At 68.6% G+C, this 24070-nt stretch carries 25 protein-coding genes and 2 riboswitches; of the genes, 12 read left to right on the forward strand and 13 right to left on the reverse strand.

Features of this window, described 5'->3' with window-relative positions; all coding sequences use genetic code 11:
- The 3 genes from gcvT to B7R24_RS10510 all read right to left on the reverse strand — a co-directional run bounded on the left by gcvT (window position 1) and on the right by B7R24_RS10510 (window position 3136).
- The gene (gene gcvT / locus B7R24_RS10500; protein ID WP_116418911.1) at window positions 1–1305 is read right to left on the reverse strand and encodes a glycine cleavage system aminomethyltransferase GcvT; all 1305 of its coding nucleotides are present in this window, start codon (window positions 1303–1305) and stop codon (window positions 1–3) included.
- A gap of 100 nt (window positions 1306–1405) precedes the next feature.
- A riboswitch (glycine riboswitch) is annotated at window positions 1406–1512 on the reverse strand.
- Window position 1513: 1 nt separating this feature from the next.
- A riboswitch (glycine riboswitch) is annotated at window positions 1514–1605 on the reverse strand.
- A gap of 72 nt (window positions 1606–1677) precedes the next feature.
- Window positions 1678–2391 carry a copper resistance CopC family protein gene (locus B7R24_RS10505; RefSeq protein ID WP_116418912.1) on the reverse strand — a complete coding sequence of 238 codons (714 nt, stop codon included), beginning with the start codon at window positions 2389–2391 and terminating at the stop codon, window positions 1678–1680.
- Window positions 2392–2470: 79 nt separating this feature from the next.
- On the reverse strand, window positions 2471–3136 hold the full coding sequence (locus B7R24_RS10510) for an LON peptidase substrate-binding domain-containing protein (RefSeq protein WP_253259403.1): 666 nt from the start codon (window positions 3134–3136) through the stop codon (window positions 2471–2473).
- 99 nt (window positions 3137–3235) lie between these two features.
- On the opposite strand from B7R24_RS10510, the gene B7R24_RS10515 reads away from it, so the two are divergent.
- From B7R24_RS10515 to B7R24_RS10535, 5 genes are all read left to right on the forward strand, one after another.
- A complete protein-coding gene (locus B7R24_RS10515) occupies window positions 3236–4126 on the forward strand; it encodes a patatin-like phospholipase family protein (protein ID WP_116418997.1) in 891 nt (296 codons plus the stop codon).
- Window positions 4127–4185: 59 nt separating this feature from the next.
- Window positions 4186–5331, forward strand: a complete 1146-nt coding sequence (locus B7R24_RS10520; RefSeq protein WP_116418913.1) for an SURF1 family cytochrome oxidase biogenesis protein — start codon at window positions 4186–4188, stop codon at window positions 5329–5331.
- A 108-nt stretch (window positions 5332–5439) separates the two neighbouring features.
- The gene (locus B7R24_RS10525) at window positions 5440–6339 is read left to right on the forward strand and encodes an SDR family oxidoreductase (protein WP_116418914.1); all 900 of its coding nucleotides are present in this window, start codon (window positions 5440–5442) and stop codon (window positions 6337–6339) included.
- The gene (locus tag B7R24_RS10530; protein ID WP_116418915.1) at window positions 6336–7757 is read left to right on the forward strand and encodes an alpha/beta hydrolase; all 1422 of its coding nucleotides are present in this window, start codon (window positions 6336–6338) and stop codon (window positions 7755–7757) included. The genes B7R24_RS10525 and B7R24_RS10530 overlap by 4 nt, the downstream gene beginning before the upstream one ends.
- The gene (locus B7R24_RS10535) at window positions 7754–9295 is read left to right on the forward strand and encodes a GMC oxidoreductase (RefSeq protein WP_253259404.1); all 1542 of its coding nucleotides are present in this window, start codon (window positions 7754–7756) and stop codon (window positions 9293–9295) included. The genes B7R24_RS10530 and B7R24_RS10535 overlap by 4 nt, the downstream gene beginning before the upstream one ends.
- A gap of 52 nt (window positions 9296–9347) precedes the next feature.
- On the opposite strand, the gene B7R24_RS10540 is transcribed toward B7R24_RS10535, so the two are convergent.
- Window positions 9348–9530 carry an antitoxin gene (locus B7R24_RS10540; protein ID WP_116418916.1) on the reverse strand — a complete coding sequence of 61 codons (183 nt, stop codon included), beginning with the start codon at window positions 9528–9530 and terminating at the stop codon, window positions 9348–9350.
- A 139-nt stretch (window positions 9531–9669) separates the two neighbouring features.
- Here B7R24_RS10540 and B7R24_RS10545 point away from each other — a divergent pair, with 139 nt between their 5' ends.
- Window positions 9670–10029, forward strand: a complete 360-nt coding sequence (locus B7R24_RS10545; protein WP_116418917.1) for a hypothetical protein — start codon at window positions 9670–9672, stop codon at window positions 10027–10029.
- On the opposite strand, the gene B7R24_RS10550 is transcribed toward B7R24_RS10545, so the two are convergent.
- Window positions 10015–10485, reverse strand: coding sequence for a hypothetical protein (locus B7R24_RS10550; protein ID WP_147304016.1), 471 nt, complete (start codon window positions 10483–10485; stop codon window positions 10015–10017). The two genes, B7R24_RS10545 and B7R24_RS10550, sit on opposite strands and share 15 nt — an antisense overlap.
- Between B7R24_RS10550 and B7R24_RS10555 the strand changes: the two genes are divergently transcribed.
- Window positions 10471–10665 carry a hypothetical protein gene (locus B7R24_RS10555; protein WP_116418919.1) on the forward strand — a complete coding sequence of 65 codons (195 nt, stop codon included), beginning with the start codon at window positions 10471–10473 and terminating at the stop codon, window positions 10663–10665. The genes B7R24_RS10550 and B7R24_RS10555 overlap by 15 nt on opposite strands.
- Here the strand turns inward: B7R24_RS10555 and B7R24_RS10560 are convergent.
- Entirely contained in the window at window positions 10662–10868 is a 207-nt protein-coding gene (locus tag B7R24_RS10560; protein WP_116418920.1) for a hypothetical protein, read from the reverse strand. The genes B7R24_RS10555 and B7R24_RS10560 overlap by 4 nt on opposite strands.
- Window positions 10869–10881: 13 nt before the next feature.
- The gene (locus B7R24_RS10565) at window positions 10882–12498 is read right to left on the reverse strand and encodes an ABC-F family ATP-binding cassette domain-containing protein (RefSeq protein WP_253259405.1); all 1617 of its coding nucleotides are present in this window, start codon (window positions 12496–12498) and stop codon (window positions 10882–10884) included.
- Between the two features lie 175 nt (window positions 12499–12673).
- Here B7R24_RS10565 and B7R24_RS10570 point away from each other — a divergent pair, with 175 nt between their 5' ends.
- Window positions 12674–13429, forward strand: a complete 756-nt coding sequence (locus tag B7R24_RS10570) for an SDR family NAD(P)-dependent oxidoreductase (RefSeq protein WP_116418922.1) — start codon at window positions 12674–12676, stop codon at window positions 13427–13429.
- A gap of 9 nt (window positions 13430–13438) precedes the next feature.
- Window positions 13439–13915, forward strand: a complete 477-nt coding sequence (locus tag B7R24_RS10575; RefSeq protein ID WP_253259406.1) for a MarR family winged helix-turn-helix transcriptional regulator — start codon at window positions 13439–13441, stop codon at window positions 13913–13915.
- Window positions 13916–13938: 23 nt separating this feature from the next.
- Here B7R24_RS10575 and B7R24_RS10580 read toward each other — a convergent pair whose 3' ends face one another.
- The 5 genes from B7R24_RS10580 to B7R24_RS10600 form a co-directional block, all read right to left on the reverse strand.
- On the reverse strand, window positions 13939–14403 hold the full coding sequence (locus B7R24_RS10580) for a phage tail protein (protein ID WP_116418923.1): 465 nt from the start codon (window positions 14401–14403) through the stop codon (window positions 13939–13941).
- Between the two features lie 57 nt (window positions 14404–14460).
- Entirely contained in the window at window positions 14461–14934 is a 474-nt protein-coding gene (locus tag B7R24_RS10585; protein WP_116418924.1) for a hypothetical protein, read from the reverse strand.
- 98 nt (window positions 14935–15032) lie between these two features.
- Window positions 15033–15707: an SDR family NAD(P)-dependent oxidoreductase gene (locus B7R24_RS10590; RefSeq protein WP_116418925.1), complete on the reverse strand. Its 675-nt coding sequence runs from the start codon at window positions 15705–15707 to the stop codon at window positions 15033–15035.
- Between the two features lie 402 nt (window positions 15708–16109).
- Window positions 16110–17186 carry a redox-regulated ATPase YchF gene (gene ychF / locus B7R24_RS10595; RefSeq protein ID WP_116418926.1) on the reverse strand — a complete coding sequence of 359 codons (1077 nt, stop codon included), beginning with the start codon at window positions 17184–17186 and terminating at the stop codon, window positions 16110–16112.
- Window positions 17187–17360: 174 nt separating this feature from the next.
- Window positions 17361–18869: a CoA-acylating methylmalonate-semialdehyde dehydrogenase gene (locus B7R24_RS10600; RefSeq protein WP_116418927.1), complete on the reverse strand. Its 1509-nt coding sequence runs from the start codon at window positions 18867–18869 to the stop codon at window positions 17361–17363.
- Between the two features lie 141 nt (window positions 18870–19010).
- On the opposite strand from B7R24_RS10600, the gene rmuC reads away from it, so the two are divergent.
- Window positions 19011–20357 carry a DNA recombination protein RmuC gene (gene rmuC / locus B7R24_RS10605; protein WP_116418928.1) on the forward strand — a complete coding sequence of 449 codons (1347 nt, stop codon included), beginning with the start codon at window positions 19011–19013 and terminating at the stop codon, window positions 20355–20357.
- A gap of 147 nt (window positions 20358–20504) precedes the next feature.
- Here the strand turns inward: rmuC and glpX are convergent, their stop codons facing one another.
- Window positions 20505–21494: a class II fructose-bisphosphatase gene (gene glpX / locus B7R24_RS10610; RefSeq protein ID WP_253259407.1), complete on the reverse strand. Its 990-nt coding sequence runs from the start codon at window positions 21492–21494 to the stop codon at window positions 20505–20507.
- Window positions 21495–21626: 132 nt separating this feature from the next.
- On the opposite strand from glpX, the gene fbaA reads away from it, so the two are divergent.
- On the forward strand, window positions 21627–22679 hold the full coding sequence (gene fbaA / locus B7R24_RS10615; RefSeq protein WP_116418929.1) for a class II fructose-bisphosphate aldolase: 1053 nt from the start codon (window positions 21627–21629) through the stop codon (window positions 22677–22679).
- 4 nt (window positions 22680–22683) lie between these two features.
- On the forward strand, window positions 22684–23805 hold the full coding sequence (locus tag B7R24_RS10620; protein WP_116418930.1) for a class I SAM-dependent methyltransferase: 1122 nt from the start codon (window positions 22684–22686) through the stop codon (window positions 23803–23805).
- Window positions 23806–24070 lie beyond the last annotated feature (265 nt).

Genomic DNA, 24070 nt, shown 5'->3' on the forward strand with positions numbered 1-24070 from the left:
TCAGTCTCTCTCTCGGCGGTAGAACGGCAGGGTGGTGACGCGGAAGGCGAGGCGCTTTCCGCGGATGTCGATGGCGACCTCGGTGCCGACAGCGGCGAACGCGGGGTCGACGTAGGCCATGGCGACCGGGTGGCCGAGGGTGGGCGACAGTACGCCGCTGGTGACGAGGCCGACAGGGGCCGCTGCGTCGGCTGCAGCTGCTGCTGCGCCGGGGTCGGCTCCGGCGTCGGCTCCGGATGTCGCGGGGGCGAAGATCTCGTAGTCGGCACGGGCCGCGCGCTTCCCCTCGCCCACCAGGCCCACGAGCACGCGCCCGGGCACGGCCGTGTCGTTCGCCGCGTCGCGCTCGAGCGCCTCACGACCGACGAAGTCGCCCTTGGCGAGGTTCGGCACCCGGCCGAGGCCCGCCTGGGCGGGTTTTGTGTCGAGCCCCAGCTCGTGGCCGTAGAGCGGCATGCCGGCCTCGAGCCGCAGGGTGTCGCGCGAGGCGAGACCGGCGGGAACGAGCCCGTGTGGCTCGCCGGCGATGACCAGGTCTCTCCAGAGCGCCGACGCCAGGGCCGCCGGAACGTACAGCTCGAAACCGTCTTCCCCGGTGTAGCCGGTGCGGGCGACGAACAGCGGTTGGCCCGCGTACTCGGCGTCGACCGACCAGTAGTACTTCAGTGTGTCGAGGGGGTGCAGCCGATCATCCGGAGCCCCTGCGGGCGCCGTCAGGAAATGGATGCCCGGCACGGCCTGCACGATGGCCCGCGCCTTCGGGCCCTGCACCGCGATCAGAGCGGTGTCGTCACTCTCGTCGGTGACCGACGTGTCGAAGGAGGCCGCGCGCTCGAGAAGGGCGCCGAGCGCCTGGTATTGGTTGCCCGCGTTGGCCACGACGAGAAAGTCTGTGTCGCCGCGGCGGTAGACCACGAGGTCGTCGACGATGCCGGCGTCGGGCGTGAGGAGCAGGCTGTACTTCGCCTGGCCGATCGCGATCGCCGAGAGCCTGCCGGCGAGGGCGTAGTCGAGGAAGGCGGCGGCCTCGGGCCCCTGCACGCGGATCTCGGCCATGTGGGACAGATCGAAGATGCCCGCCGACTCACGAACCGCCCGGTGCTCGGCGAGGTCGCTCGAGTAACGCACGGGCATCTGCCAGCCCGCGAAGTCGGTGAAGCCCGCGCCCGCAGCGACGTGCACCTCATTCAGTGGCGAGAGCACCAGGGGTTCGGAAGGCGTGGCGGTCGCGTCGAGGAGGGTCGCGTCGGGCGAGGCGATGACGGGCTGGGGGTCTGCAGCGTGCTGGCCCGGACTGTCTGGCATGAGTTCTCCTGGTCTCGACCGGCGTGCCGGCCGGCCGCGGGAGGCGGAACGGCGGGCAGGCTGATGAACGTGACGGACGGCCAGTCGGCCACCCTCGAACTCCCCCTCTGTCATGGTGCCTGAGAGTTTCACCGCACGCGCCTGGCGCGAGCGGCTTTCACCGTGGGCGAGCCCCCACCTGTTCGGCAGGACTTCTTTTCAGAGCGGCCAGTTCGACGCGGTACGCATACCTGAGAGATTGGTGGAGAGACTTGCTCCTTCGGTGCCCCCCTGGTTCTGGGGCTCTCCCGCGACGACCTTGTGGCCAGCAGTATTCAGTTGGAATGGTGCAGCGTGCTCGCCCAGTTTAGCGGTCGACGTGCTGCGACCGCATCACGTGCGGCGGATGCGTCGCATGACGATCACGACAACCGCCGAGAGCACCGCGACGATGCCGACGATCAGCGCAATCAACAGCGGAACCGTCAGAGCAGAGTGATCGGTCTGCCCGGCGGGCGCCGAGTTCAGGATGGTCATCGTCGGCTCGGGCACAGCGTTCAGGGGCAGGGTGCCCGGCTCGACCGGCGCCGCGGTGGCCGTTGCGCTCTCGAGCCCCGACGATGTGGACTGCGCCGTACCCGACCATGCATCGCCGCAGGTCGGCGAGTACGTCATGGCGGTGGTCGTGGCCGTGGGCATCGACGGCTTCCATTCGAAGGTGTAGGTGCCGGAGGTGGGGTGCCCGTCGGACGAGACGACCTGCCAGGTCACGAGGTACTCCCCCGACTCACCGAGCGCGACATCGGTCGAGACGGAGTCTCCGTCGATGCTGACGCAACCGGATTCGTGGTGGCCGTCGTCGATGTCGGTCACGGTCATCAGGGCCACCGCGCCCGCACCCATCAGGATGTCGTCGCTGAACGTCATCGACACCGTCTTGATCGGCTCGGTGAGCACCTCGCCGTCGTCGGGGGTGGACGACACCACCACGTCGTGCGCCAGCGCGGGCGAGGCCGCCCCGGCACCGGCCACGACCCCTGCGAAGACGAGCCCCACGAGCAGCGAGACGGCTGCCCGACGACGCGATTCGAGGGAGAAAGTTGGCACGCCTCAACGATAACCGCAGCGACCTCGGAGCCTCCTGCCGTGCGAGCGGATGCTCAGGCGACTGTCGGATTACGAAGCGTCAGGCCAGGTCTTCACCGGTCGAACCCGGGTCGCTCCCAGCCTCGCCGGCATCCGGCCAGATCGTTCGGTAGGTCTCTTCGACGTCGCGGGTCAGCGCGATCACTGACGTGAGCAGTTCGCGCATGCTGGTCGACTGCAGCAGCTTCACCTGGTCGAGCGGGCCCACCGGGGCGAGGCCGGCGATCTGCCAGGCCGCGGCGCGGGGCTCCTCCGAGAGCTGCAGGTCGGCCGGCCACTCCTGTTCACCGTGCTCGGCCGCGAGTGCCAGAACGCTCCGCACCGCGATCTCGGCTTCGTCGCGGAGCGGCAGCAGGTCGTCGTGCCAGTCGAGCAGCGGGACGTCGGTGACCGAGGCCTCGGGATAGGGGTTGTCGGGCATCCATTCGTCGACGGTGAACCGCCTCGTGCCGACGGCCACGAGCACGACATACCCTTCGGGCGCTTCGAGCTGGGCGATCTGTGCCACCGTTCCGTGGCGGAAGCGCTGTTCGCCGCCGCCCACTTCCTGGCCGCGTTCGATGAGCACCACACCGAACTCCGAAGGCTCGGTCTCGAGCACCTTCGAGAGCATGACGAGGTACCGCTCCTCGAACAGCCGCAACTGCAACGGCATGTAGGGGAACAGAACAGCACCGAGGGGGAAGATCGGCAGGGATTCGCTCACCCGTTCAGGCAACCACACCCGCGCGGCCCTGCCAAGGGGGAGATCGGCTCACCACCTCGAGCGGCGTGGGCGTCTGTACCGGGAGTAGCGTTGTCGATCATGAGCGACGAAGACCTGCCGACCGACCGAAGCGGCACCCGCCGCGCCATTGTTCTGGGCGGAGGCGGCGTCGCCGGCATTGCCTGGGAGACCGGCCTGGTCTCCGGGCTGCTGGAGCTGGGCATCGACCTGCAGCGGGCAGACGTGGTCGTCGGCACCTCGGCGGGCTCCGTTGTGGGCGTCGGCCTGCTGGCGGGTTCGCTCGGCGCGAGCTATGATGCGCTGCTGGCAGACAGCGGTGCCCTCGATCCCGCACCGGGGGGCCCCGGTGACCGCGACCTCTCCCGAACGGTGAAGGCCATCATGGCCGGCTTCGCCAGCACCGAGGGCGAAGACGCCGCGCGGCGCAGTATCGGCGAACTGGCCCTCGAGGACTACCAGCGCTCCGACGACAGGGAGAGCCTCGCCCGAATCCGCCCTCTGCTGCCGCGCACCCAGTGGCCCGACGTCGAGCTGCGCATCACCGCCGTCGACGCGGAGACCGGCCGCTTCACCGTCTTCACCCGCGACCTGGATGTCGAGCTCACGAGCGCGGTCGCCGCCAGTTGCGCCGTGCCGGGCGTCTTCAAGCCCCTCACGATCAACGGTCATCCGTACATGGACGGCGGGATGCGCTCGGCCACGAACGCCGACGTCGCCGCCGACTGCCAGGCGATCCTGGTGATCGCGTGCTCGGTCGAGGCGCCGGTGAGCGGCCTCGGCCCGACCCTGCCCGGCACCGTCGACACCCTGCGGGGCGCCAGCGACGTCTTCATCGTGCAGGCCGACGACGAGAGGACGGCGGCCTTCGGCACGAACCCGCTCCTGCAGAGCACCGCCCGCGCCTCCGCCCGGGCCGGGCGCCGGCAGGCCTCAGCGGTCGCCGACGCCGTGCGGGCCTTCTGGGGCTGAGGCACCACCGCCCCCGAGCCCGCCGCTGCCCGAGCGCCGGGGAAGCGTATTCTGAAGGCGTGGAGACGCGCACTGGATCCCCCCTCGACGAACGACGGGCCGAGCTGGAGCTGCGGCGCGCCGGTGGGCTGGCGAGGCCGGCCGCTCGGCCGGGCGGCACCGTCGCGGTCTACGACACCGTCACCGAGGGGATGGTCGGCCGCCAGTTCCTGCGCACCCGGCGGTGGATCGGGTTCATCGCCGCAGCCGTGCTGTTCGCGGTCGTCTGCGTTCTCCTCTCCCAGTGGCAGTTCGACCGCGGGCAGGAGGCCTCCGCCGAGAACAGCGTCGTTGCGACGAACTTCGCCGCCGCCGCCATACCGATTGCCTCGGCGCTTCCGGCTCTGTCGTCGTACGACGCCGGCCAGAACTGGCAGCGGGTCAGCGTCACCGGCGTCTACAGCACGGCGAGCGATCTCGTCGTGCGCAACCGCTCCAACGGCGGAGAGAACGGTTTCGAGGTCGTCACCCCCCTGCAGCTGGCCGACGGCTCCACCTTTCTCATCGACCGCGGTTGGGTCGCCCCCTCGACCGGCGACGCCCTTCTTCCCGGCCCGATTCCTGCCCCGGCCGCAGGCTCTGTGAACGTCGTGGTGCAGCTGAGACCGAGCGAGGCTCCCCTCGGTTCCGGCACGGCGAACGGCGGCCAGATCCAGTCGGTGACGCTGCCACGCCTCCAGCAGCAGACGGGCCTCGACCTCTACACCGGGGCGTACGGAGTGCTCGAGAGCCAGTCGCCGCCCGCGGCGCCCGGGCTCGCTCCGATCCAGAGCACCATGCCCGTGCTGGATGTCGGCACGCACTACTCATATGCCCTGCAGTGGCTGTTCTTCGCGCTGATCGGCTTCATCGCGCTCGGGCTCGGCGCGCGCCGGGAATACCGTCGACTCAACTCCGACGACCCGCAGGAACGGATGCGCGCGGCCCTGCGCGTGAAGAAGAACGCGCGCAAGGCGTTCACCGACGAAGAGCTCGAAGACGAGGCGATCGACGGCTTCCTGCCGCTCACCCGGTGGGGCCTCCCCAGCGGCGCCTCCGTCCAAGCGACCTCGGGCGCCCTGGCGGCGAGGCTCCCGGATGCCGGCCCCGCAGCATCCGTCGCCCCACCGGAGGTCTACGTGCTCGAGCCCGCGCAGAAGCCCGAGCCGGGCGACAGCACCCCCTGACCGTCGCACGGGGCGGCGCGCAACGGGTTCCCCCGTCAGCGACTAACACAATTCGCCGCACGTGCAAGGCCCCGAACACCAGACCACCCGGAATCTAGGGTGGATCACATGACGTCACGCGATCAGTACACCTTCGAGAACCCGGTCGAACGCTACAGTCGCGTCGAGCCGCCCGTGCAGCACCAGAGCGTACCCGGCGTTCAGGCGGAGATGACCCCCGTTCCCGACCTCGGCGAAGAGACCTACCGCGGCACCGGGCGTCTCACCGGCCGCAGGGCGCTGATCACCGGCGGCGACTCCGGCATCGGCGGAGCGACCGCGATCGCCTTCGCCCGCGAGGGGTCCGACGTCGTCATCGTGCATCTTCCCGGCGAGGAGGAGGATGCGGCGCACATCCTCCGCCTCATCGAGACGGCCGGCACGAAGGGCCACGCGATCGCCGCCGACATCACCGACGCCGCGCGCTGCCGTGCGATCGTCGACGAGGCCGTGGGCGTGCTCGGCGGTCTCGACATCCTCGTCAACAACGCCGGCAAGCAGGTCGCCGTCGAGCAGATCGAGGACCTCTCCGACGAGCAGTTCGAGCTGACGTTCCGAACCAATGTCTTCGCGAACTTCTGGGTGACCAAGGCCGCCCTCGCGCACCTTCCGGCGGGTGCCAGCATCATCAACACGGCGTCGCTGGAGGCCTACAAGCCCGCACCCGACCGCCTGGACTATGCGGCGACGAAGGCGGCGATCAACAACCTCTCGAAGGGGCTCGCCCAGCAGCTCGCGCCCCGCGGTATCCGCGTCAATGTGGTCGCCCCCGGCCCTGTCTGGACCGCTCTGCAGGTGTCGGGCGGCGTCACCGACGAGCAGATGAAGGCGTTCGACGACGAGAGCATCTACCAGCGCTCCGGGCAGCCGGCCGAGCTGGCGCCCGCCTACGTCTTTCTCGCCTCGGCCGAATCGAGCTATGTCTCGGGAGCCACGCTGAACGTCAACGGCGGCATGGTCACTCCGTGACGGGCACGATCTTCTTCCTCCCCGGGCTGGGCCTCGGGGCCGAGGCGGCCGCCCCGCTCGCCGCCGCGCTCGGCGACCGGTTCCGCGTCGTCGGCATCGACCTGCCGGGCCAGGGCGAGGCTCCGGATGCCGCGGACGGTTCGGTCGGCGCCCTGGCCGGTGCCGCCCTCGAGGCGATCGAAGCCGAGTCCGACGGCGGGCCGTGGCTGCTGGTGGCCCACAGCATGGGCGGCAAGGTCGCGGCGCTCGTGATCTCCCGCGTGCTGGGAGGCCAGGCCAACGTCTTCGGGCTCGCCGGCGCCGTTCTCCTCGCGCCCTCCCCACCCACCCCGGAGCCCATGGACGACGGCAAGCGCGCCCAGATGCTCTCCTGGGCCGACGACGGCCCGCTCTCCGAGGCCGACGCCCGCGCATTCGTCGACCAGAATGTGGCGGCACCTCTCGGTGACAGCGACCAGCGGAACGCCGTGGGCCTCGTTCGGCGCACGTCGGCACTCTCCTGGCGTCGGTGGCTCAGTGAGGGCAGCCGCGAAGACGTCTCGGCGACGGTCGGCACGATCGACCTGCCCGTCGTCGTGTTGGCGGGCGAGGAAGACGTCGACCTCGGCGCCTCGGCGCAACCTGGCCTGCTCGGCCGGGTGTACCCCCGGGCGCGATTCGTGTCGCTTCCCGACACCGTGCACCTGCTGCCCTACGAGCGTGCCAGAGAGGTTGCGGCGGCGGTCGTCGAACTGTGGGAGTCGACCGTGTCGGTCTCGCCCGCGGTCCCACCGCACTGGGGACGTGTGGTCGCCTCCGACCGCACCCCCGTCGAGGCGCGCGCGCTGTTGGCGCGGCGCGCGATCGCCGACGACGTGCACTACGAGCCCCGGGCGCTGTCTGCCGCACAGCTCACCACCCTCGGCGCACTCGCCGACCGAGTGGTTCCGCAGCCCGAGGGGCGCCGGATCGACCTCGCCGCCCGTGTCGACGCCGAGCTCGCCTCGGGCAGTGGCGACGGGTGGCGGCCCGCGGGACTTCCCGACGATGCATCCGCCTACCGGCTCGGGCTCGACGCCCTCGCCGCAGTCTGGCCCGCCGGTGAGGCAGAGCAGAACGCCCTGGTCGCGCGGATCGTCGACGGCGAATCGATCGAGGGTGCGCCGTGGAGCGACGACCTGCTGCGGCTGTGGTTCGAGGATGCGCGCAACGACCTCGTGCGCAACTGGCTGGCGCATCCTGCCTCGCTCGCGCGCGTGGGCTACGACGGCTTTGCGACCAGCGGTCCGGGAGCCGGGCCCGCCGGGTACGTCGAGCTGGCCGCCGGCACCCGTGATCCGTGGGAACCCGACGACCTCGGCGCTCTCGCCTCCGGGCACGATGACCCGAAAACCGACACTGACCCCGGTGCTCTCACCGGCAGGGAGAACACCGCGTGAACCTGAGCGACATGCGCACGTACGCGAACGACGAGATCGTCGACGTGGTCGTGGTCGGCACCGGCGCGGGCGGCGCGCCCCTTCTGGCGCGGCTCGCCGAGCGGGGCCTGAAGGTCATCGCCCTCGAGGCGGGGCCCAACCTCGACCCCGACGACTTCACCAACGACGAGGTCGAAGCTCCGCGCATCAACTGGATGTCGGAGCGGCTGAGCGGCGGTGAGGCGCCGACCGCCTTCGGCCCGAACAACAGCGGCTGGGGTGTCGGTGGCGGCACACTGCACTGGGGGGCCTTCACGCCCCGCCCCGACATCCGGGACCTGCGGCTGCAGAGCGAGACAGGGGTCGGTGCGGACTGGCCGATCGACCACGCCGAACTGATCCGCTACATCGTCGACGTCGAGCGAACGATCGGAGTCTCAGGACCGAGCTCCTACCCGTGGGACACGGAACGCGAGTACCTCGAGCCGCCCGTCGACCGCAATGCGCCGGCCGATCTGATGGCTCTCGGATGTTCGCGCCTGGGAATCCGGGCCACCGACGCGCCGGCGGCCATCCTGAGCCGGTCGCGCGACCAGGCGCACCACGGCCGGCGGCTCGCCAGCCAGAACCTCGGCAGCATCCACCAGGGTGAGCGTTACGGCACCAAGGCGACCACGGCCCTCACGTATCTGCCTGCGGCAGTTGCCGCCGGAGCGGAGATCCGGGCCGATGCGATGGTGCACGGCATCGAGCGAGACGAACTCGGCCGGGTCACGGGTGTGGTGTACCGGCAGAACGGTATCGAGAAGCGCCAGCGCTGCGCGACGCTCGTGCTCGCGGGCGGCGGCATCGAAACGCCCCGGCTGCTGCTGAACACCGGCATCGGCAACTCGAGCGGGCTCGTCGGGCGGAACTTCCTCGCCCACGGCGCCGTGCAGGTGTGGGGGCGATTCGACGAGCAGATCCGCGGCTACCGCGGGTACCCCTCAGCTCTCATCAGCGAAGACTTCGTGCGCCCCGAGGGCGTCACGTTCGCCGGCGGGTACCTCCTGCAGAGCCTCGGCGTCATGCCGCTCACCTACGCGACGACGCTTGTGCGTGGCGGCGGGCTCTGGGGCTCCGAGCTGCTCGACGCGCTGGATTCGTACCGGCACATGGCCGGCATCGGTATCAACGGGGAGTGCCTGCCCGCCGAGGGCAACCGACTCGTTCTCTCCGACGAGACGGATGAATGGGGCGTGCCGCGTGCGGTCGTCACCTTCACGCCCGGGCCGAACGAACAGGCGATCGATGAGCATGCGACTGCAACGATGACCCGGATCCTCGAGGCGGCGGGGGCCCGGGACACGCAGGTGTTCGCCCGTACCGCCCACACGCTCGGAACGTGCCGCATGAGCGATGACCCCGCCGCGGGCGTCGTCGACGGCGACGGTCGCAGTCACGACGTACCGAACCTCTGGATCTGTGACAACTCGACGTTCCCGAGCGCGCTCACCGCGAACCCGGGGCTCGCACAGATGGCGCTGTCGCTCCGCACAGCAGACCGGATGCTGCGCTGACGCGCCCGGCCTCGGGTGTCGGCGGAATCAGTCGCCGAGGGTATCGGCGGGGTCAGTCGCCGATCTTGTCGTCGGCCGCATCGCGAGCGCCGTCGATCTTGTCGTCGAACTTTCCGCCGGTTGCAGAATCGGCCGCGTCGCTCGCCCTGTCGAGAGCACCGTCGCTCACCTGCTCGCCCTTGTCGCTGCTCGCGAACTCCTTCGCCTTGTCGCCCAAGCCGCCCAGATCAACCATGAGAACACCAATCGTTTCGTGTGTTGCGCTGCCACCGGTACGGTGACATCGACAACCCTCCCCCCTTCGAGACAGCGCCGATAGGGGTTGCGCAGAACGCCGATACCCTCGGCTCGATGGGTGGGGTAGCGTCGAGCGCGTGGCCGGTAAGGATGTTGCCCCGAAGGAGTATTCGGGCTGGGTGTTCGTCGTCATCGGCGCGGTGATTCTGCTCGTGGGCGTGCTGGTCATCGGCGGCCTGGCACTCGCTCACCTCGACTTTCCCGGAGGTCGAGGCGGAGTCACCCTGCTCACCACCGTCCCCGTGGGGATCATGGTCATCGTGTTCGGGCTGGTCTTCGTCATCCGGGGTAAGCCGGTGACCGATGACGGCGGCGCGCAACGAGCCGACTTCCTCCGGCGCAACCGCGAGGCACTCCGGCAGCAGAAGGAGCAACGCCAGCGCGAGAAGGATGAGCGGAGGCAGCAGAAGAATGCGCGCAGGTCACCGCAGAACTAGCGCGCCCTCCCGCGGCTCACGCGCCCGCGGCGCCTCTGCTGTTCCACGCAGCGCGGCTTCGTGCAGCGCGGCTTCGTGCAACGCGGCGTCGCGCAGCGCGGCCTCGCGCAGCGCGGCGCGATACGCGAGCAACAGCTCGTGCGCCGGCGGCCGAGGCGGTACTCCACCGGGCCGCTCGTGCATGCGCGACGCCGCCTGGGCGTGCTGCCACGACGACTGCGCCCGAAAGAAGTCCCACGCCGCCTCCGATGCCGCCCGATGGCTGAGGCACCAGCCGACGAGTTCGCGATCGGCCGACGTTTCCGCCCAGGTCACGATGCGGTACCACGCCGCCACGGTACCTTTCTGCGCCGGAAAGCGGATCAGCCGGATGATGGCGAAGGGCCTGGGCGAAACGGGGTGTTGCAGCATCCATTCGACCGGCTGGGCCAGGCGTTCCGGATGCCAGTCGACCACGCGCCCTCCCCCACCGCTCGCGCGCCCCTGGCCGGCACACGATCGACGCTAGAGGCACCCTCCGACACCCCCGCACTGGACAGCGCGGCCGCTCGGGGATCATCATCGAACGTGGACACCGATGAACTCGCCTGGCACCTCATCGCCCGCGCGAAACTGAGCCCGCGGGACGAGGCCTAGGAGGGGTCGATGCTGATAGAACTCGACTTCGTGACGCTGATCTGCTTCGGTGCCTCGGCCTCGTAGTCTTCGGTCGTCGAGATCGTCACGAGCCCACCGTCGTTGGCGATGGCGTCGTCGATGTCTTTCTGCACCCGATCGAGGTCGTCGGTGACGGTGTAGGTCTTGTCGTCGAGGGTGAGGGTGAACGTGGTGGTTGCCATGGGTTCCACGCTACTACGCGACCCGCAGCTCGAGCTCCCCCGGGCGGCCCGCTTCGGCGCCGAACACCAGGTACCGGTTGGCGATCTTCTCGGTGAAGAAACGGTCGTGGCTGACCACGACCACGGCGCCGGGAAAGTGCTGCAGCGCCCGCTCCATCACCTGCGTGCTCGCCAGGTCGAGGTGGTTCGTGGGCTCGTCGAGAAGCAGAACGGATGCGCCCGAGAGCAGGCACTGCGCCATGGCGACGCGAGCCCGCTGTCCGCCCGAGAGGTTGCCGATGCGCTGCTTCAGATCGGCTTCGCTGAACTGGAACATCGCGAGAAAACGGCCGACCGACTTGCGTGTCGCGGTGAGGGCGAGGCTGTCGGGCAGCGCGTTGACCGCGTGGGTGACCGTGTCGGAGTCATCGAGCTCGTCGAGCATCCTGTTGTAGGAGACGACACCGACGCCCTTGGGCCAGTCGACCGAGCCCTCATCCTGCTTCTCGTCGCCGATCAGCACCCGCAACAGGGTGCTCTTTCCGCTGCCGTTCGCGCCGAGCACGGCGATGCGGTTGCCCCTGCGGATCTCGAGGGTCACCCCCTCGAACAGCAGCTTGTCGCCGTAGGCCTTGCCGAGCTGGTCGATGCGGCACAGCACGTCTTTCGTGTGCAGCCCGCCGTAGATCTCGGTGATGATCTGGTCGACAGGCCGGGGTGCGCGTTGCTTCTTGATGCTCGCGAGCTGCTTGCCGAGGTTCTTGCCGGTCGCAGTGTTGTTCTGCTTCGACGCCTTCAGCGCCTCGCGCCGGTCGGAGATGCCCTCCGACTCGAACGCCAGCAGCTCTGACTCGTGCACGAACTGCTGCTCCAACGTCTTCAGCCGGAACTGCTTCTGCACCACGTATTCGTCGAAGTTCCCCGGGTATTCGTGCAGGTGGAAGTTCTCGACCTCGACGATGCGCGTGACCACGGAGTCGAGGAACGTCCGGTCGTGCGACACGATGATCGCAGCGCCGGTGAAGTCGCGGAACCAGCTCTCGAGCCACTCCACCCCGGCCACGTCGAGGAAGTTCGTCGGCTCGTCGAGCAGCAGCACGTCGGGCGCCTCGAGCACGATCTTCGCGAGCGCGGCGCGGTTGCGCCAGCCGCCGGAGAGGTCGTCGATCGGGCTCGTGCGGTGCGCCTCGTCGAAGCCCAGCGTCGTGAGGGCGCGGTCGATGCGGCGCTGGTAGTCCCAGCCGCCCTTGTGCTCCATCTGCTCGAAGAGCTCGGCCTGGCGGGTGATGAGGCGATCGAGCTCCGTCGCGTCATCCGCTGTGCTTCCGGCCGCGGCGATCGCTACGGCCGCGTCGATGCTCGCCAACTCGTCTTCGATCGCGTGGATGTCGCCGAAGAGGCCCTCGAGCACCTCGGTGATGGTCGCTGTGCCATCCAGTTCGGAGAACTGCGAGAAGTACCCCAGCCTGACGCCCGGTTCGAGAGCGACGGTGCCGGCATCCGGAGCCACCTGCTCGAGGGCGAGCTTCAGCATCGTCGACTTGCCCGAGCCGTTGCGCCCGATCAACCCCACCCGGTCGCGCGCCTCCAGCCGGAAGAAGACCTCACAAAGAACCGGTGAGCTCTCGAAGCTGACAGTGACGTCGTTCATGCGGATGAGGCTCAATCGGTGCCGTTTCTCTGGGTCGAGCGGGATGGTGCGGGGGCCATTGCGGCCACCCTCTCGAGTTTACGGGGCCGCCATGACCCACCCCGCTGATTGACTTTTGTTTGGTAGCTGACGATAATCGAAAGGTACCAAACGAATTCAGAGAAGGAAGCACCACATGTCGACAGAACGAATCGCCCTCGTCACCGGAGCCAACCAGGGCGTGGGAAAGCAGGTCGCGAAAGAGCTCGCCGAGAGCGGCGTCACCGTGCTTCTCGGCTCCCGCGACCTCGCCCGCGGTGAGACAGCCGCGGCAGAACTCGGCCACGGGATCGTGGCCCTCCAGCTCGATGTGACCGACGCAGCATCCATCGCCGCTGCGGCGACCTCGATCGGGGAACGTTTCGGGCACCTCGACCTGCTCGTCAACAACGCGGGCATCTCGAACGTCGGGGGCGGCACCCAGACCCCCGAAGAGAACGCCGGGCGATCGAAGGCGAGCACGGCGTCGCTCGACGAAATCCGGGCCGTGTGGGAGGTCAATGTCTTCGGCGCCCTGGCCGTCTACCAGGCCATGCTGCCGCTGCTTCGCCTCTCCTCCGACGCGCGCATCGTCAACGTGTCGAGCGGAGTCGGGTCGCTCGCCTCCAACGCCGACCCCAGCTTTGCCTACCGAGCGATCTACGGTCCCGTCTACCCCGCATCGAAGGCCGCCATGAACGCGATGGCGCTGGCGATGATGGTCGAGCTGGAAGGCACCGGCATCAAGGTCAACCTGGTGTCGCCCGGCTTCACGAGTACCGCGCTCAACAATTTCGCGGGCACCGAGTCGGTCGAGGACGGCTCGCGTGAGGTCGTCCGTGTCGCACTCCTCGGCCCCGACGGACCCACCGACACGTTCACACGCTGGGAGAACGCCACGATTCCGTGGTAACCATGACGGGTGCCTGACGAATCGCGTGACCACCACGACTCTGTCGGGGCGTGGGCGAAACAGTACTACTTCGCATCCCGCGCCCTGATGGAGGCGACCCTGCGCGAGCACGACCTCGGACCCACGCAGTGGTACGTGCTGCACACGCTGTTCACCAACGGTCCGACCATGCAGCGCGACCTCAGCCAGTCGCTGAAGATCGAGCGGGCGACGCTGAGCGGTGTCGTCCAGACCCTGGTGCGCAAGGGCCTGGTCGCGCAGGTCGCCGACTCCGCCGACCAGCGCCAGCGCATCCTGAGCATCACGGATGCGGGGCGGTCCCTCTGGGAGCGCCTGCCCGACCCCACAGAGATCGCACTCGCCGTCTCGTTCGAGGGCGCCGATGAGGCCGACCTCGCGGTCGCTCGCCGCGTGCTGCAGACGGCGACCGAGCGGCTCACCGCGCACCTTGCGGGTGGGGCCGCCGCTGCCGCCGCTTCCAGCTAGCGGACCCGCTGCAATTCCGCGGCTCAGTGCACGCCCTTGATGACGAAGTAGGAACCACGGATGACCCCCGCGAGCTTCGACTTCTGGCGGGCGAACTTGAAGCGGCCCTCGAGCTCGTCCGGCACATCCATCCCCTCCGCCAGCTTGAACCCGACCGCCCGCTTGCCGCCGTCTTCGAGCGCGTACATCACGTTGATCGAGAGCCCGGACTCGTAGAAGACGTACGTCATCCGCAGCCCTTCGACGACGAAGTCGCTGACCTCGAGCGGAGGCGAAGCGATGACGAGCTCGCGCTCCAGGCTCAGGATGTCGGCCACCCTCTTCACGAGTTCGGGCGCCTCGTCGGCGGGTAGGGTCACGAACGAGTGGTCGTACTTGTTGCTGAAGTACCGCGCCTCGTTGGCGCGCAGCCCCGCCAGCGTCTCGGCGAACGGCGATGACTCCAGACCGGCCGTCGAGACGTGGGTGAAGTCGACGGTGTGCGGCATGGGCGCTCCTCCTTCGGTGTTCTCCCACCAAAATAGCGCCGAACAGCCCTGCCGTCTCTAGTCGTCGAGACGACGGAGTTGAGTACCCGTGATCAGGAAGATGGCACCGAGGCCGACGGCGAAGGCACTCACGCCGTACGCGAGCACCGAGGTCATGAGCGAAGTGCGAAGCGCAGCCCCCGTCGAGAGAGCCGCGCTCTGCTTGCGCAGCGCGGCCGCCTCCTCACTGCCCCCGTCGACACCGCGCAGGGCTTCGCTGATGTCGGCGAACGTGCGGCCGCCCGATCCCCGTTCGGCGTTGCTCTTGATGATGAGCGCTTCGGCGTAGGCCGAGACCGGGCCCTGCACGCGCTTACCCGGGAGAAGGGTGGCGTTGCCGGGCACCGTGATGTTCTCATCGCGCAGCTGTTTCGTCACGGTGAACCAGGCACCCGCCCCGGCGGCCACGAACAGTGAACCCGAGGCGACGGCCACGCCTCCGACGCGGCGAAGGGCTGGGGCGAGGCCTGTGGCGGCGGGCAACGATGACATCGGTGGTCCTTTCATGAGGCAGAACGCCCGGGAATCAAGCCGGCGGGCACCTCCGACTCTAGGCCGAACTCGACCCGCGTGAAGCACAGCGGGTGCCTTTACTCCCTGCCGTCCTCCAGGGGAATCAGCATCGTGCGGAACTCTCCGGCGGTTGAGTGAAGTCCCCAGATGCGCTCGGCGACGTCGTCGATGCCGTTGGGGAGTTGAAGCTGCGGGATGCCGCCCGGGATCACGAGCTGGCGGACCCGGATGCCCTCCCCCTCGAGCGCTTCATGCAGCATCTGGCCGTAGGCGCTCTCGGACGGAAACGCGACCGACGTTCCGGCGAAGCCGGCGCGCGCCTTCACCGAGGTTCCGCCGTTGATGAGGATGATGCTGCCCTCCCCCGCGCTGCGCATCCCCGGCAGCACCGCACGCGCTGCATGGATGAGCCCGAGGGCCGAGAACTGCAGCGCCTCCAGGGCCAGCTCCGGGGTGAGCTCGAGCACCGGCTTCAGGTACGCCCGTGACGGGAGGGGGCTGTACTGCAGAACCGTGACCGGCCCGAGCTCCGCCGCGGCGCGGTTCAGCGCGTCTTCGAGCTGCGCCGGCACCAACACGTCGGCGGCATACCCGACCGCAGTCGCTCCGCCCGCCCGGAGTTCAGCAGCCATCGCGTCGAGCTTCGACTGCTCCCGCGAGATGAGCGCTATCGAGAAGCCTTCGCTCGCGAACCGGCGTGCGACGGCAGCTCCGAGTCCGGGGCCGGCTCCGACAATGGCAAGAACGGGCATGATGGGCCTTTCGATCGGTAGTGATGTGCGCCGCTGAAGCGCAACCTTGCTAAAGGTACGGCAGGTCAACCCCCCATGCTGGGACTTACCGCGATTCCTCACGCCTGCGAGCATTTTTGAGGAACGAAAGCTGAGAACACCAGATGTTATTGATCGACCGCGTACGCAGCGCGCTGACGGAGCCGCACTGTCTACGCCCGCACAAGAACCACCAGTTCGGCGAGGCGGATCGCCGCGGAGGATGGTGGTGCGCCGTCTGCGACCTGCGGTTGACGCGCCCACCGCGACCCGCAGAGCTCGCCAACCTCGAGCACATCCGCGCCCAGCCCAAACCGACTGACAGCGCCGATCGCGCCCGTTCCGCTTCGGCGGCCTCGGCCTCCTGCAAAGAAGAAACCGCCGCTACACGTTGAAGCGAAACTCGACCACGTCGCCGTCGTGCATGACGTACTCTTTGCCTTCGATGCGCACCTTGCCGCGCGATTTGGCCTCGGCCATCGAGCCGGCTTCGATGAGGTCGCCGAACGAGACGATCTCGGCCTTGATGAAGCCCTTCTGAAAGTCGGTGTGGATGACACCGGCCGCCTGCGGGGCCGTCCAGCCTTTTCCGATCGTCCAGGCGCGGGTCTCCTTCGGGCCGGCTGTGAGGTAGGTCTGCAGGCCGAGGGTGTCGAATCCGATGCGGGCGAGCTGGTCGAGGCCCGACTCCTCCTGGCCGGTTGACGCGAGCAGTTCTGCCGCGTCTTCGGGGTCGAGGTCGATGAGCTCCGACTCGAGCTTTGCGTCGAGGAAGATGGCCTGGGCGGGAGCGACGAGTGCCGCGAGCGAGGCGAGAGCCGAAGCATCCCCGAGTACCCCCTCGTCGACGTTGAAGACGTAGATGAAAGGCTTGGCGGTGAGAAGACCCAGCTCGGCGATCGGCGTGATGTCGAACTTCGGTGCATTCGAGAGCGGGGCGCCCGAGTCGAGGATGCCGCGCGCTTCGAGAGCGGCCGCCAGCACGGCGGGCTCGATCCGCTTGGTCTTCACCTCTTTCTCGTAGCGCGCGATCGCCTTCTCGAGGGTCTGCAGGTCAGCCAGGATGAGCTCGGTGTTGATCGTCTCGAGATCGCTCGCGGCATCCACTTTTCCGTCGACGTGCACGACGTCGGGGTCGCTGAACCCGCGCACGACCTGCGCGATGGCATCGGCTTCACGGATGTTCGCCAGGAACTTGTTGCCGAGCCCCTCGCCCTCGCTCGCCCCCTTGACGATGCCCGCGATGTCGACGAACGACACCGGCGCAAAGAGCAGCCGCTCGCTGCCGTGCAGCGCGCCGAGCACGGCCAGGCGCGGGTCGGGCAGGTTCACGACCCCGACGTTCGGCTCGATGGTGGCGAACGGGTAGTTCGCCGCCAGGACCTGGTTCTTGGTGAGAGCGTTGAAGAGGGTGGACTTGCCCACATTGGGCAGCCCGACGATTGCAATAGTTAGAGCCACGAGGGTCTATCGTACCCGGGCGCCACCGCCCGGGTAGAGCTCGAAGTGAGACACCTGCGGTCGAATGAGACTGGCGTGCCGGTCTCACCTGGCCGGAGGTGTCTCACAAACCGGGGCCCGCCGCGCGCGGGGGGCGGGCGGCCGGCGCGGGGCGGGCGGGCGGCGGGCGGCGGGCTAGTTCTGCGGGAAGCCGAGGTTGATGCCGCCGTGCGACGGGTCGAGCCAGCGGGAGGTGATCGCCTTCTGTCGCGTGAAGAACTGGAAGCCGTCGGCTCCGTAGGCCTTGGTGTCGCCGAAGATCGAGTCTTTGAAGCCGCCGAAAGAGTAGTACGACACCGGAACGGGGATCGGCACGTTGATGCCGATCATGCCGACTTCGACCTCGTTCTGGAAGCGGCGTGCCGCTCCCCCGTCGTTGGTGAAGATGGCCGTTCCGTTGCCGTAGGGCGAGGCGTTGATCAGCTCGACGCCATCCTCATAGGAGGCGACGCGCACGACAGAGAGCACCGGGCCGAAGATCTCGTCGGTGTAGACCACCGACGACGTCTCGACCCTGTCGATGAGGGTCGGGCCGAGCCAGAAGCCGTCAGGAGCGCCGTCGACCTGGATGTCGCGGCCGTCGATCACGACGGAGGCCCCGTCGGCGGTCGCGATGTCGATGTACGAGGCGACCTTGTCGCGGTGCACCTCGGTGACGAGCGGGCCCATGTCGCAGGCGCGGCGACCGTCTCCGACCACGAGACCGGCGACACGGGACGTGATCTTCTCGATGAGTTCGTCAGCCACGGGCTCGACGGCGACAACGACCGAGATCGCCATGCAGCGCTCGCCGGCCGACCCGAAGCCCGCGTTCACGGAGGCATCGGCCACGAGGTCGAGGTCGGCATCCGGAAGCACCAGCATGTGGTTCTTCGCGCCGCCGAGGGCCTGCACGCGCTTGCCCTTCTTCGTTGCGGTCTCGTAGACGTAGCGCGCGATCGGGGTGGAGCCGACGAACGAGATCGCCTTGACGTCGGGGCTGTTCAGCAGGCCGTCGACCGCCTCTTTGTCACCGTGCAGCACGTTGAGCACGCCGTCGGGAAGACCGGCCTCGGTGAAGAGCGCCGCGAGCCAGTTGGCAGCGCTCGGGTCTTTCTCGCTGGGCTTCAGCACGACCGTGTTGCCGGCGGCGATCGCGACGGGGAAGAACCACAGCGGCACCATGGCAGGAAAATTGAAGGGGCTGATGATGCCGACGACGCCGAGCGGCCCGCGCGTGGAGTACACGTCGATGCCGGTCGAGACGTTCTCGGAGTAGTCGCCCTTGATGAGGTGCGGGAAGCCGCAGGCCCATTCCACGACCTCCAGCCCGCGTGTGATCTCGCCGGCCGCGTCGGAAAGCACCTTGCCGTGTTCGGACGTCAGGATCTCGGCCAGCTCGCCGCGTCGAGACGCGAGCAACTCGCGAAAGGTGAAGAGGATCTGCTGGCGGCGGGCCAGCGAGGTGTCTCGCCAGCCGGGGAACGCCGCCTTCGCCGAGGAGATGGCGGCATCGATCTCAACGCCGTTCGCCAGCGCGACCCTCTTCGTCTGCACGCCCAGGGCCGGGTCGTAAACGGGGGCGGTGCGCCCGCTCGTGCTCTCGACGAGCGAGCCGTCGATGTAGTGGTTGACGACGGCGAGGTCGGTGAGCAGATCGGTCATGTGCGGGTCTCTTTCGATGGCGTGTACTGAGGTTAGGGCATCCCTTCGACATGCTGCCACCCGTTGCGCCGGCCGGGGGCTTCCGGCGGCTGGCCGAGCTCGTTCGCGGCCCGTGTCGGAGGCTCGTGCGACACTTCGGCCATGAACGCAACCGGTGCATTTCTCGCCTGCCTGGCCCTGGCACTGCTGGTCGGCGCGCTCGCCGGGTGGATGCTGCGGGGCCGCCATCTTGCTGCCGCGAACACCGCCGGCGAACGGGCGCGAGCCGAGTCACGGGCGCGCGAACTCGCCCCGCTGCTCGAGCTGCAGGGCCGAAGCGCCTCAGCCGAGGCGACGGCGCTCGCCCTCCGCCAGCAACTGCGGGCGCAGGATGCCCAGTACCGCGAACAGATCGCGCAGCAGGAGGGGCGCCTGGCCGAGTTCCAGGAGCGTCTGGCCGACGTGCAGCGGGCCGAATCCGAGCGGGTGCGGGCCGACGGCGAGGTGCTCGTCGCTCTGAGTCCGGTGCAGGAGAGCCTGCGACTGGTTCAGGCGAAAGTCACCGAGCTCGAAGAGCAGCGGCGGCAACAGCACGGCGAGCTGAGTGAGCAGCTGCGGTCGGCGACCGAGAGTGAGGAGCGGCTGCGCACGACGGCGGAGTCGCTGGCCTCGGCGCTCCGCTCCAACAGCACCCGGGGTGTCTGGGGCGAGACGCAGCTGCGCAACGTGGTCGAGGCCGCCGGAATGATCGACAGGGTCGACTTCGAGGTGCAGTCGAACATCCGGAGCGACCGCGGCCATGGCCGACCCGACATGGTCGTGCACCTGCCGGGCGGCAAGAACATCGCGGTGGATGCGAAAGTGCCCTTCACGGCCTACCTCGAGGCCTCGACGATCGCGGTGACGGCGACGGGTGCCGAGGGCGCCCGACGTGAGGAGCTGCTGCGCGCCCATGTGAAGGCTGTGCGCGAGCACATCACGGCGCTCGGCTCGAAGGGGTACTGGGCCGGGCTCGACGCGTCGCCCGAGCTGGTGGTTGCGTTCATCCCGAGCGAGTCGCTGATCTCGACAGCGATGGAGGCCGACCCGGGCATCATGGACTTCGCGTTCTCGCGCCGGGTGGCCCTGGTGTCACCGGTGACGCTGTGGTCGCTGCTGAAGACGGTGGCATTCAGCTGGCAGCAAGACGTACTGACGCACGAGGCGAAGACGCTGTTCGACCTGAGCAAGGAGCTGTACTCACGCCTTGCGACGACGGCTGTGCACATTGAGAAGCTCGGCCGCACGATCGAACGCAGCGTGCGGGACTACAACGCGTTCGTCGGCTCGTTCGAACGGCAGGTGTTCCCGACGGCGCGCAGACTGAACGCGCTCGACGAGTCGGTGGTGCTGAAGACCCTCGAGCCGATCGAGGAGACGGCACGCCCGGTGACGGCCTTCGAACTGGTGGCCGAACTCGACATCGAGTCCGACCTGGCCAGCATCGACGACCCCCACCGTCTCATCTGAAGCCTGCCCGCTCGAACGGACACGAATCCGGGCCTCCCACCCCCTATCTGCGGCGCTTCATCGAAACCGGGTCGATTCTGTGACCGTGGCCCGGTGATGAGCGGTACGCGCTCGCCCACTCCTCCCCCAGCAGAACCGAATGGCTCGCTAGAGCCATTTGTCAGCTATGTGGTCGGCCACGATGCGGCGGATGGTGCCCGAGTGCGAGCGCAGTACGATGCTCTCGGTACGGATGATCGGGCCCTTGCGCCGCACGCCGTTCACCAGCCCGCCGTCGGTCACGCCGGTCGCGACGAAGAACGTGTTGTCTGAGGAGACGAGGTCGTTCGCCTCGTAGACGTGGTCCATCAGAAGCCCGGCGTCGATGCCGCGCTGGCGCTCCTCATCGGAGCCCGGCTTGAGGATGCCCTGGATGAAGCCACCCAGCGCCTTGATCGCACACGCCGTGACGATTCCCTCGGGGCTGCCGCCGATGCCCACGCACATGTCGGTGCGCGTCTCGTAGCGCGCCGCGTTGATGCCCCCGGCCACATCGCCGTCGAGCATGAGACGCGTTCCGGCGCCCGCAGCGCGGATCTCTTCGATCAACTGGGCGTGCCGCGGACGGTCGAGTACCGCGATCTTCATCTCCGAGACATCCTTGCCCTTCGCCGCTGCGAGCGCCCGGATGTTCTCGCCGATCGGCTTGCGGATGTCGACGACCCCGATGCCCTCGGGCCCCGTGACGATCTTGTCCATATAGAACACCGTCGACGCATCCAGCATCGTGCCGCGGTCGGCGACTGCCATCACCGAGATCGCGTTGGGCCGGCCGGCCGCCGTCAGCGACGTGCCGTCGATCGGGTCGACCGCGATGTCGCACGCAGGACCCCGTCCGTTGCCGACGTGCTCGCCGTTGAACAGCATCGGCGCCTTGTCTTTCTCGCCCTCGCCGATGACGACGACCCCGTCGAAGTTGACCGTGCCGAGCAGGGCTCGCATCGCATCCACTGCAGCCCCGTCGGCGGCGAGCTTGTCGCCCTTGCCGATGAACGGCCAGGCCCGGATGGCTGCGGCCTCGGTCGCGCGCACCAGTTCGAGAGCGAGGTTCCGGTCGGGGTGTTCCAGCAGGATGGGAGGGGTGGAGTTGTCGGTCACGGTGGATCCTTCTCTGTCTGTACCCGGGGCCGCTTCGCACCCGCTGTCTACAGGTTAGTGCGACAGCACCTCAGAGCGCCCGGCGAGGCCTCCCTCGCTATGCTGGAACCCGCACATCATCAAAGGAGAGTCATGCCCATCGCAACCCCCGATCAGTACGCTGAAATGCTCGACAAGGCGAAGACCCAGGGGTTTGCCTACCCCGCGGTGAACGTCTCGAGTTCGCAGACACTGAACGCCGTGCTGCAGGGCCTCTCCGAAGCCGGTTCCGACGGCATCATCCAGGTCACCACCGGCGGCGCCGACTATCTGGCCGGCCAGAAGGCCCAGGCCGCCTCGGGCAGCGCGCGCGCGACCGGCGCCCTCGCCTTCGCCGCGTTCGCCCACGAGGTGGCGAAGAACTACCCCATCACCGTCGCGCTGCACACCGACCACTGCCCCGAGAACGCGCTCGAATCGTTCGTCATGCCGCTCATCGCCGCGAGCGAGGCCGAGGTCAAGGCTGGCCGCAACCCGATCTTCCAGTCGCACATGTGGGACGGCTCGGCCATCACCCTCGACGCGAACCTCCGCATCGCCGAGGACATGCTGAAGCGCACCAGGGCCATCAACGCCGTCCTCGAGGTCGAGATCGGCGTCGTCGGCGGCGAAGAAGACGGTGTCAGCCACGACATCAACGAGCACCTGTACACGACGGTCTCGGATGCACTGGCCACCGTCGAAGCGCTGGGCCTCGGCGAGAACGGCCGGTACATGGCCGCCCTCACGTTCGGCAACGTGCACGGCGTCTACAAGCCGGGCAACGTCAAGCTCCGCCCCGAGCTGCTGAAGGAGATCCAGGACGGCGTGTACGAGAAGTACGCCTCCACGCTCGGCGACAACCACAAGCCGTTCGACCTCGTCTTCCACGGCGGATCGGGCTCGAGCGACGCGGAGATCACCGAAGCGGTCTCGAACGGTGTCATCAAGATGAACATCGACACCGACACCCAGTACGCCTTCACCCGCTCGGTCGCCGGCACGATGTTCACCAACTACGAGGGTGTGCTGAAGGTCGATGGCGAGGTCGGCAGCAAGAAGATCTACGACCCGCGCGCCTGGGGCAAGATCGCCGAGACGGCCATGGCCGCCCGCGTTCTCGAGGCCACCCAGCAGCTCGGCTCGGCCGGCCACTCCGGCAAGTAACCCGGTGAGCGACGCCGAGAACCTGACGAGCGACGCCGACGATCCGGTGGCTACCGGCATCACCGGCGACGCGGGGGGCGCCGGGCTCTCGGCCTACTCCGGGCACGGTTTCAACCCCTCCGGCGCCAACGACAGTTGGTCGAACCTGTACCTGCATGTTCCGCCGAACTCTCGGGTGCTCGACGTCGGTTGCTCGTCGGGAAACTTCGGCGAAGCTCTTGAGCGGCTGAAGGGCTGCACGGTCACCGGAGTCGACCTGGATGCGGCCGACGTCGCCGAGGCGGCCACCAAGATCTCCCGCGCACTGGTGTTCGACATCACCACGGCACCGACGCTCGACGGGCTCGGCCTGTTCGACGTGGTCGTGTTCGCCGACGTTCTCGAGCACCTGGGCGATCCGCGGGAGGCGCTTCGTCGCATCCGTTCTCTTCTGGCGGAGGGCGGGTTCGTCGTCTTCTCCATCCCGAACATGACGCATGCCTCTGTGCGCATAGACCTGCTGCGCGGCGAATTCGGATATACCCAGACCGGCATCCTCGACAAGACGCACGTGCACTTCTACGACCGCGCCGAGGTCGACGACATCTTCGCGAGCAGCGGGTTCACGGTGGTCGACGAGAACCCCGTCGTGTTCCCGTACCCCGACGCGATGCTCGAGACCGAGCTCGGCTCACTCGGCCTGCGGGTCGACGAAAGCGATCCGACGTTCTTCGATCTGCTCGCGAAGACGGATGCGAGCGTGCTGCAGTTCGTCGGCAAGGCCGTTCCGGATGCGCGAGCCTCCGCGCCGCACACCAGGCAGCGCGAGTTCCCGCCCGAGGAGATCAACCGGGTGGTCGCGGACCTCGTCGCCCGTGCCGACACGGCTGAGGCGGCACAGGTCGAGCTGCAGGCGCAGACGGATGCTGCAACAGTCGACCTCGCCACAGCCCGTGCAGACGTGGCAGCGGCCGTCTCCCGTGCCGAGGCCGAACGCGAACGTGCCGACACCGAGCGTGCTCGCGCCGATGCGGAACAGACCCGCGCGGATGCGGCCCAGGCCGAGGTCGACCGCATCAGCGCCATCATCGCGGAACTGAAGCACAACCCCCTCCGCTTCGCCGCGAAGCGCCTCCGCCGCCCCTAGCGTTCTCCCGCACCTCCGATCCCCCGGGCGTGCGCCGCGCGCCCCTCCCGTGCGCGCCGACCCTTCCACCCGCGCGCCACTCGGCCCGCGCGCCACTCGGCCCGCGCGCCACTCGGCCCGCGCGCCACTCGGCCGCCGCATTTTGCGCAAAAGCACCCAACGCAGCCCGTTTGGGTGCTTTTGCGCAAAACGGATGGCCACGAGGATGCCGGAGGGTGCACGGCGGGCCGCAGCGCGGCGCCCCGGTCGCATTTTGCGCAAAAGC

This window comes from Subtercola boreus (genome assembly GCF_003399645.1).
GTDB lineage: Bacteria > Actinomycetota > Actinomycetes > Actinomycetales > Microbacteriaceae > Subtercola > Subtercola boreus_A.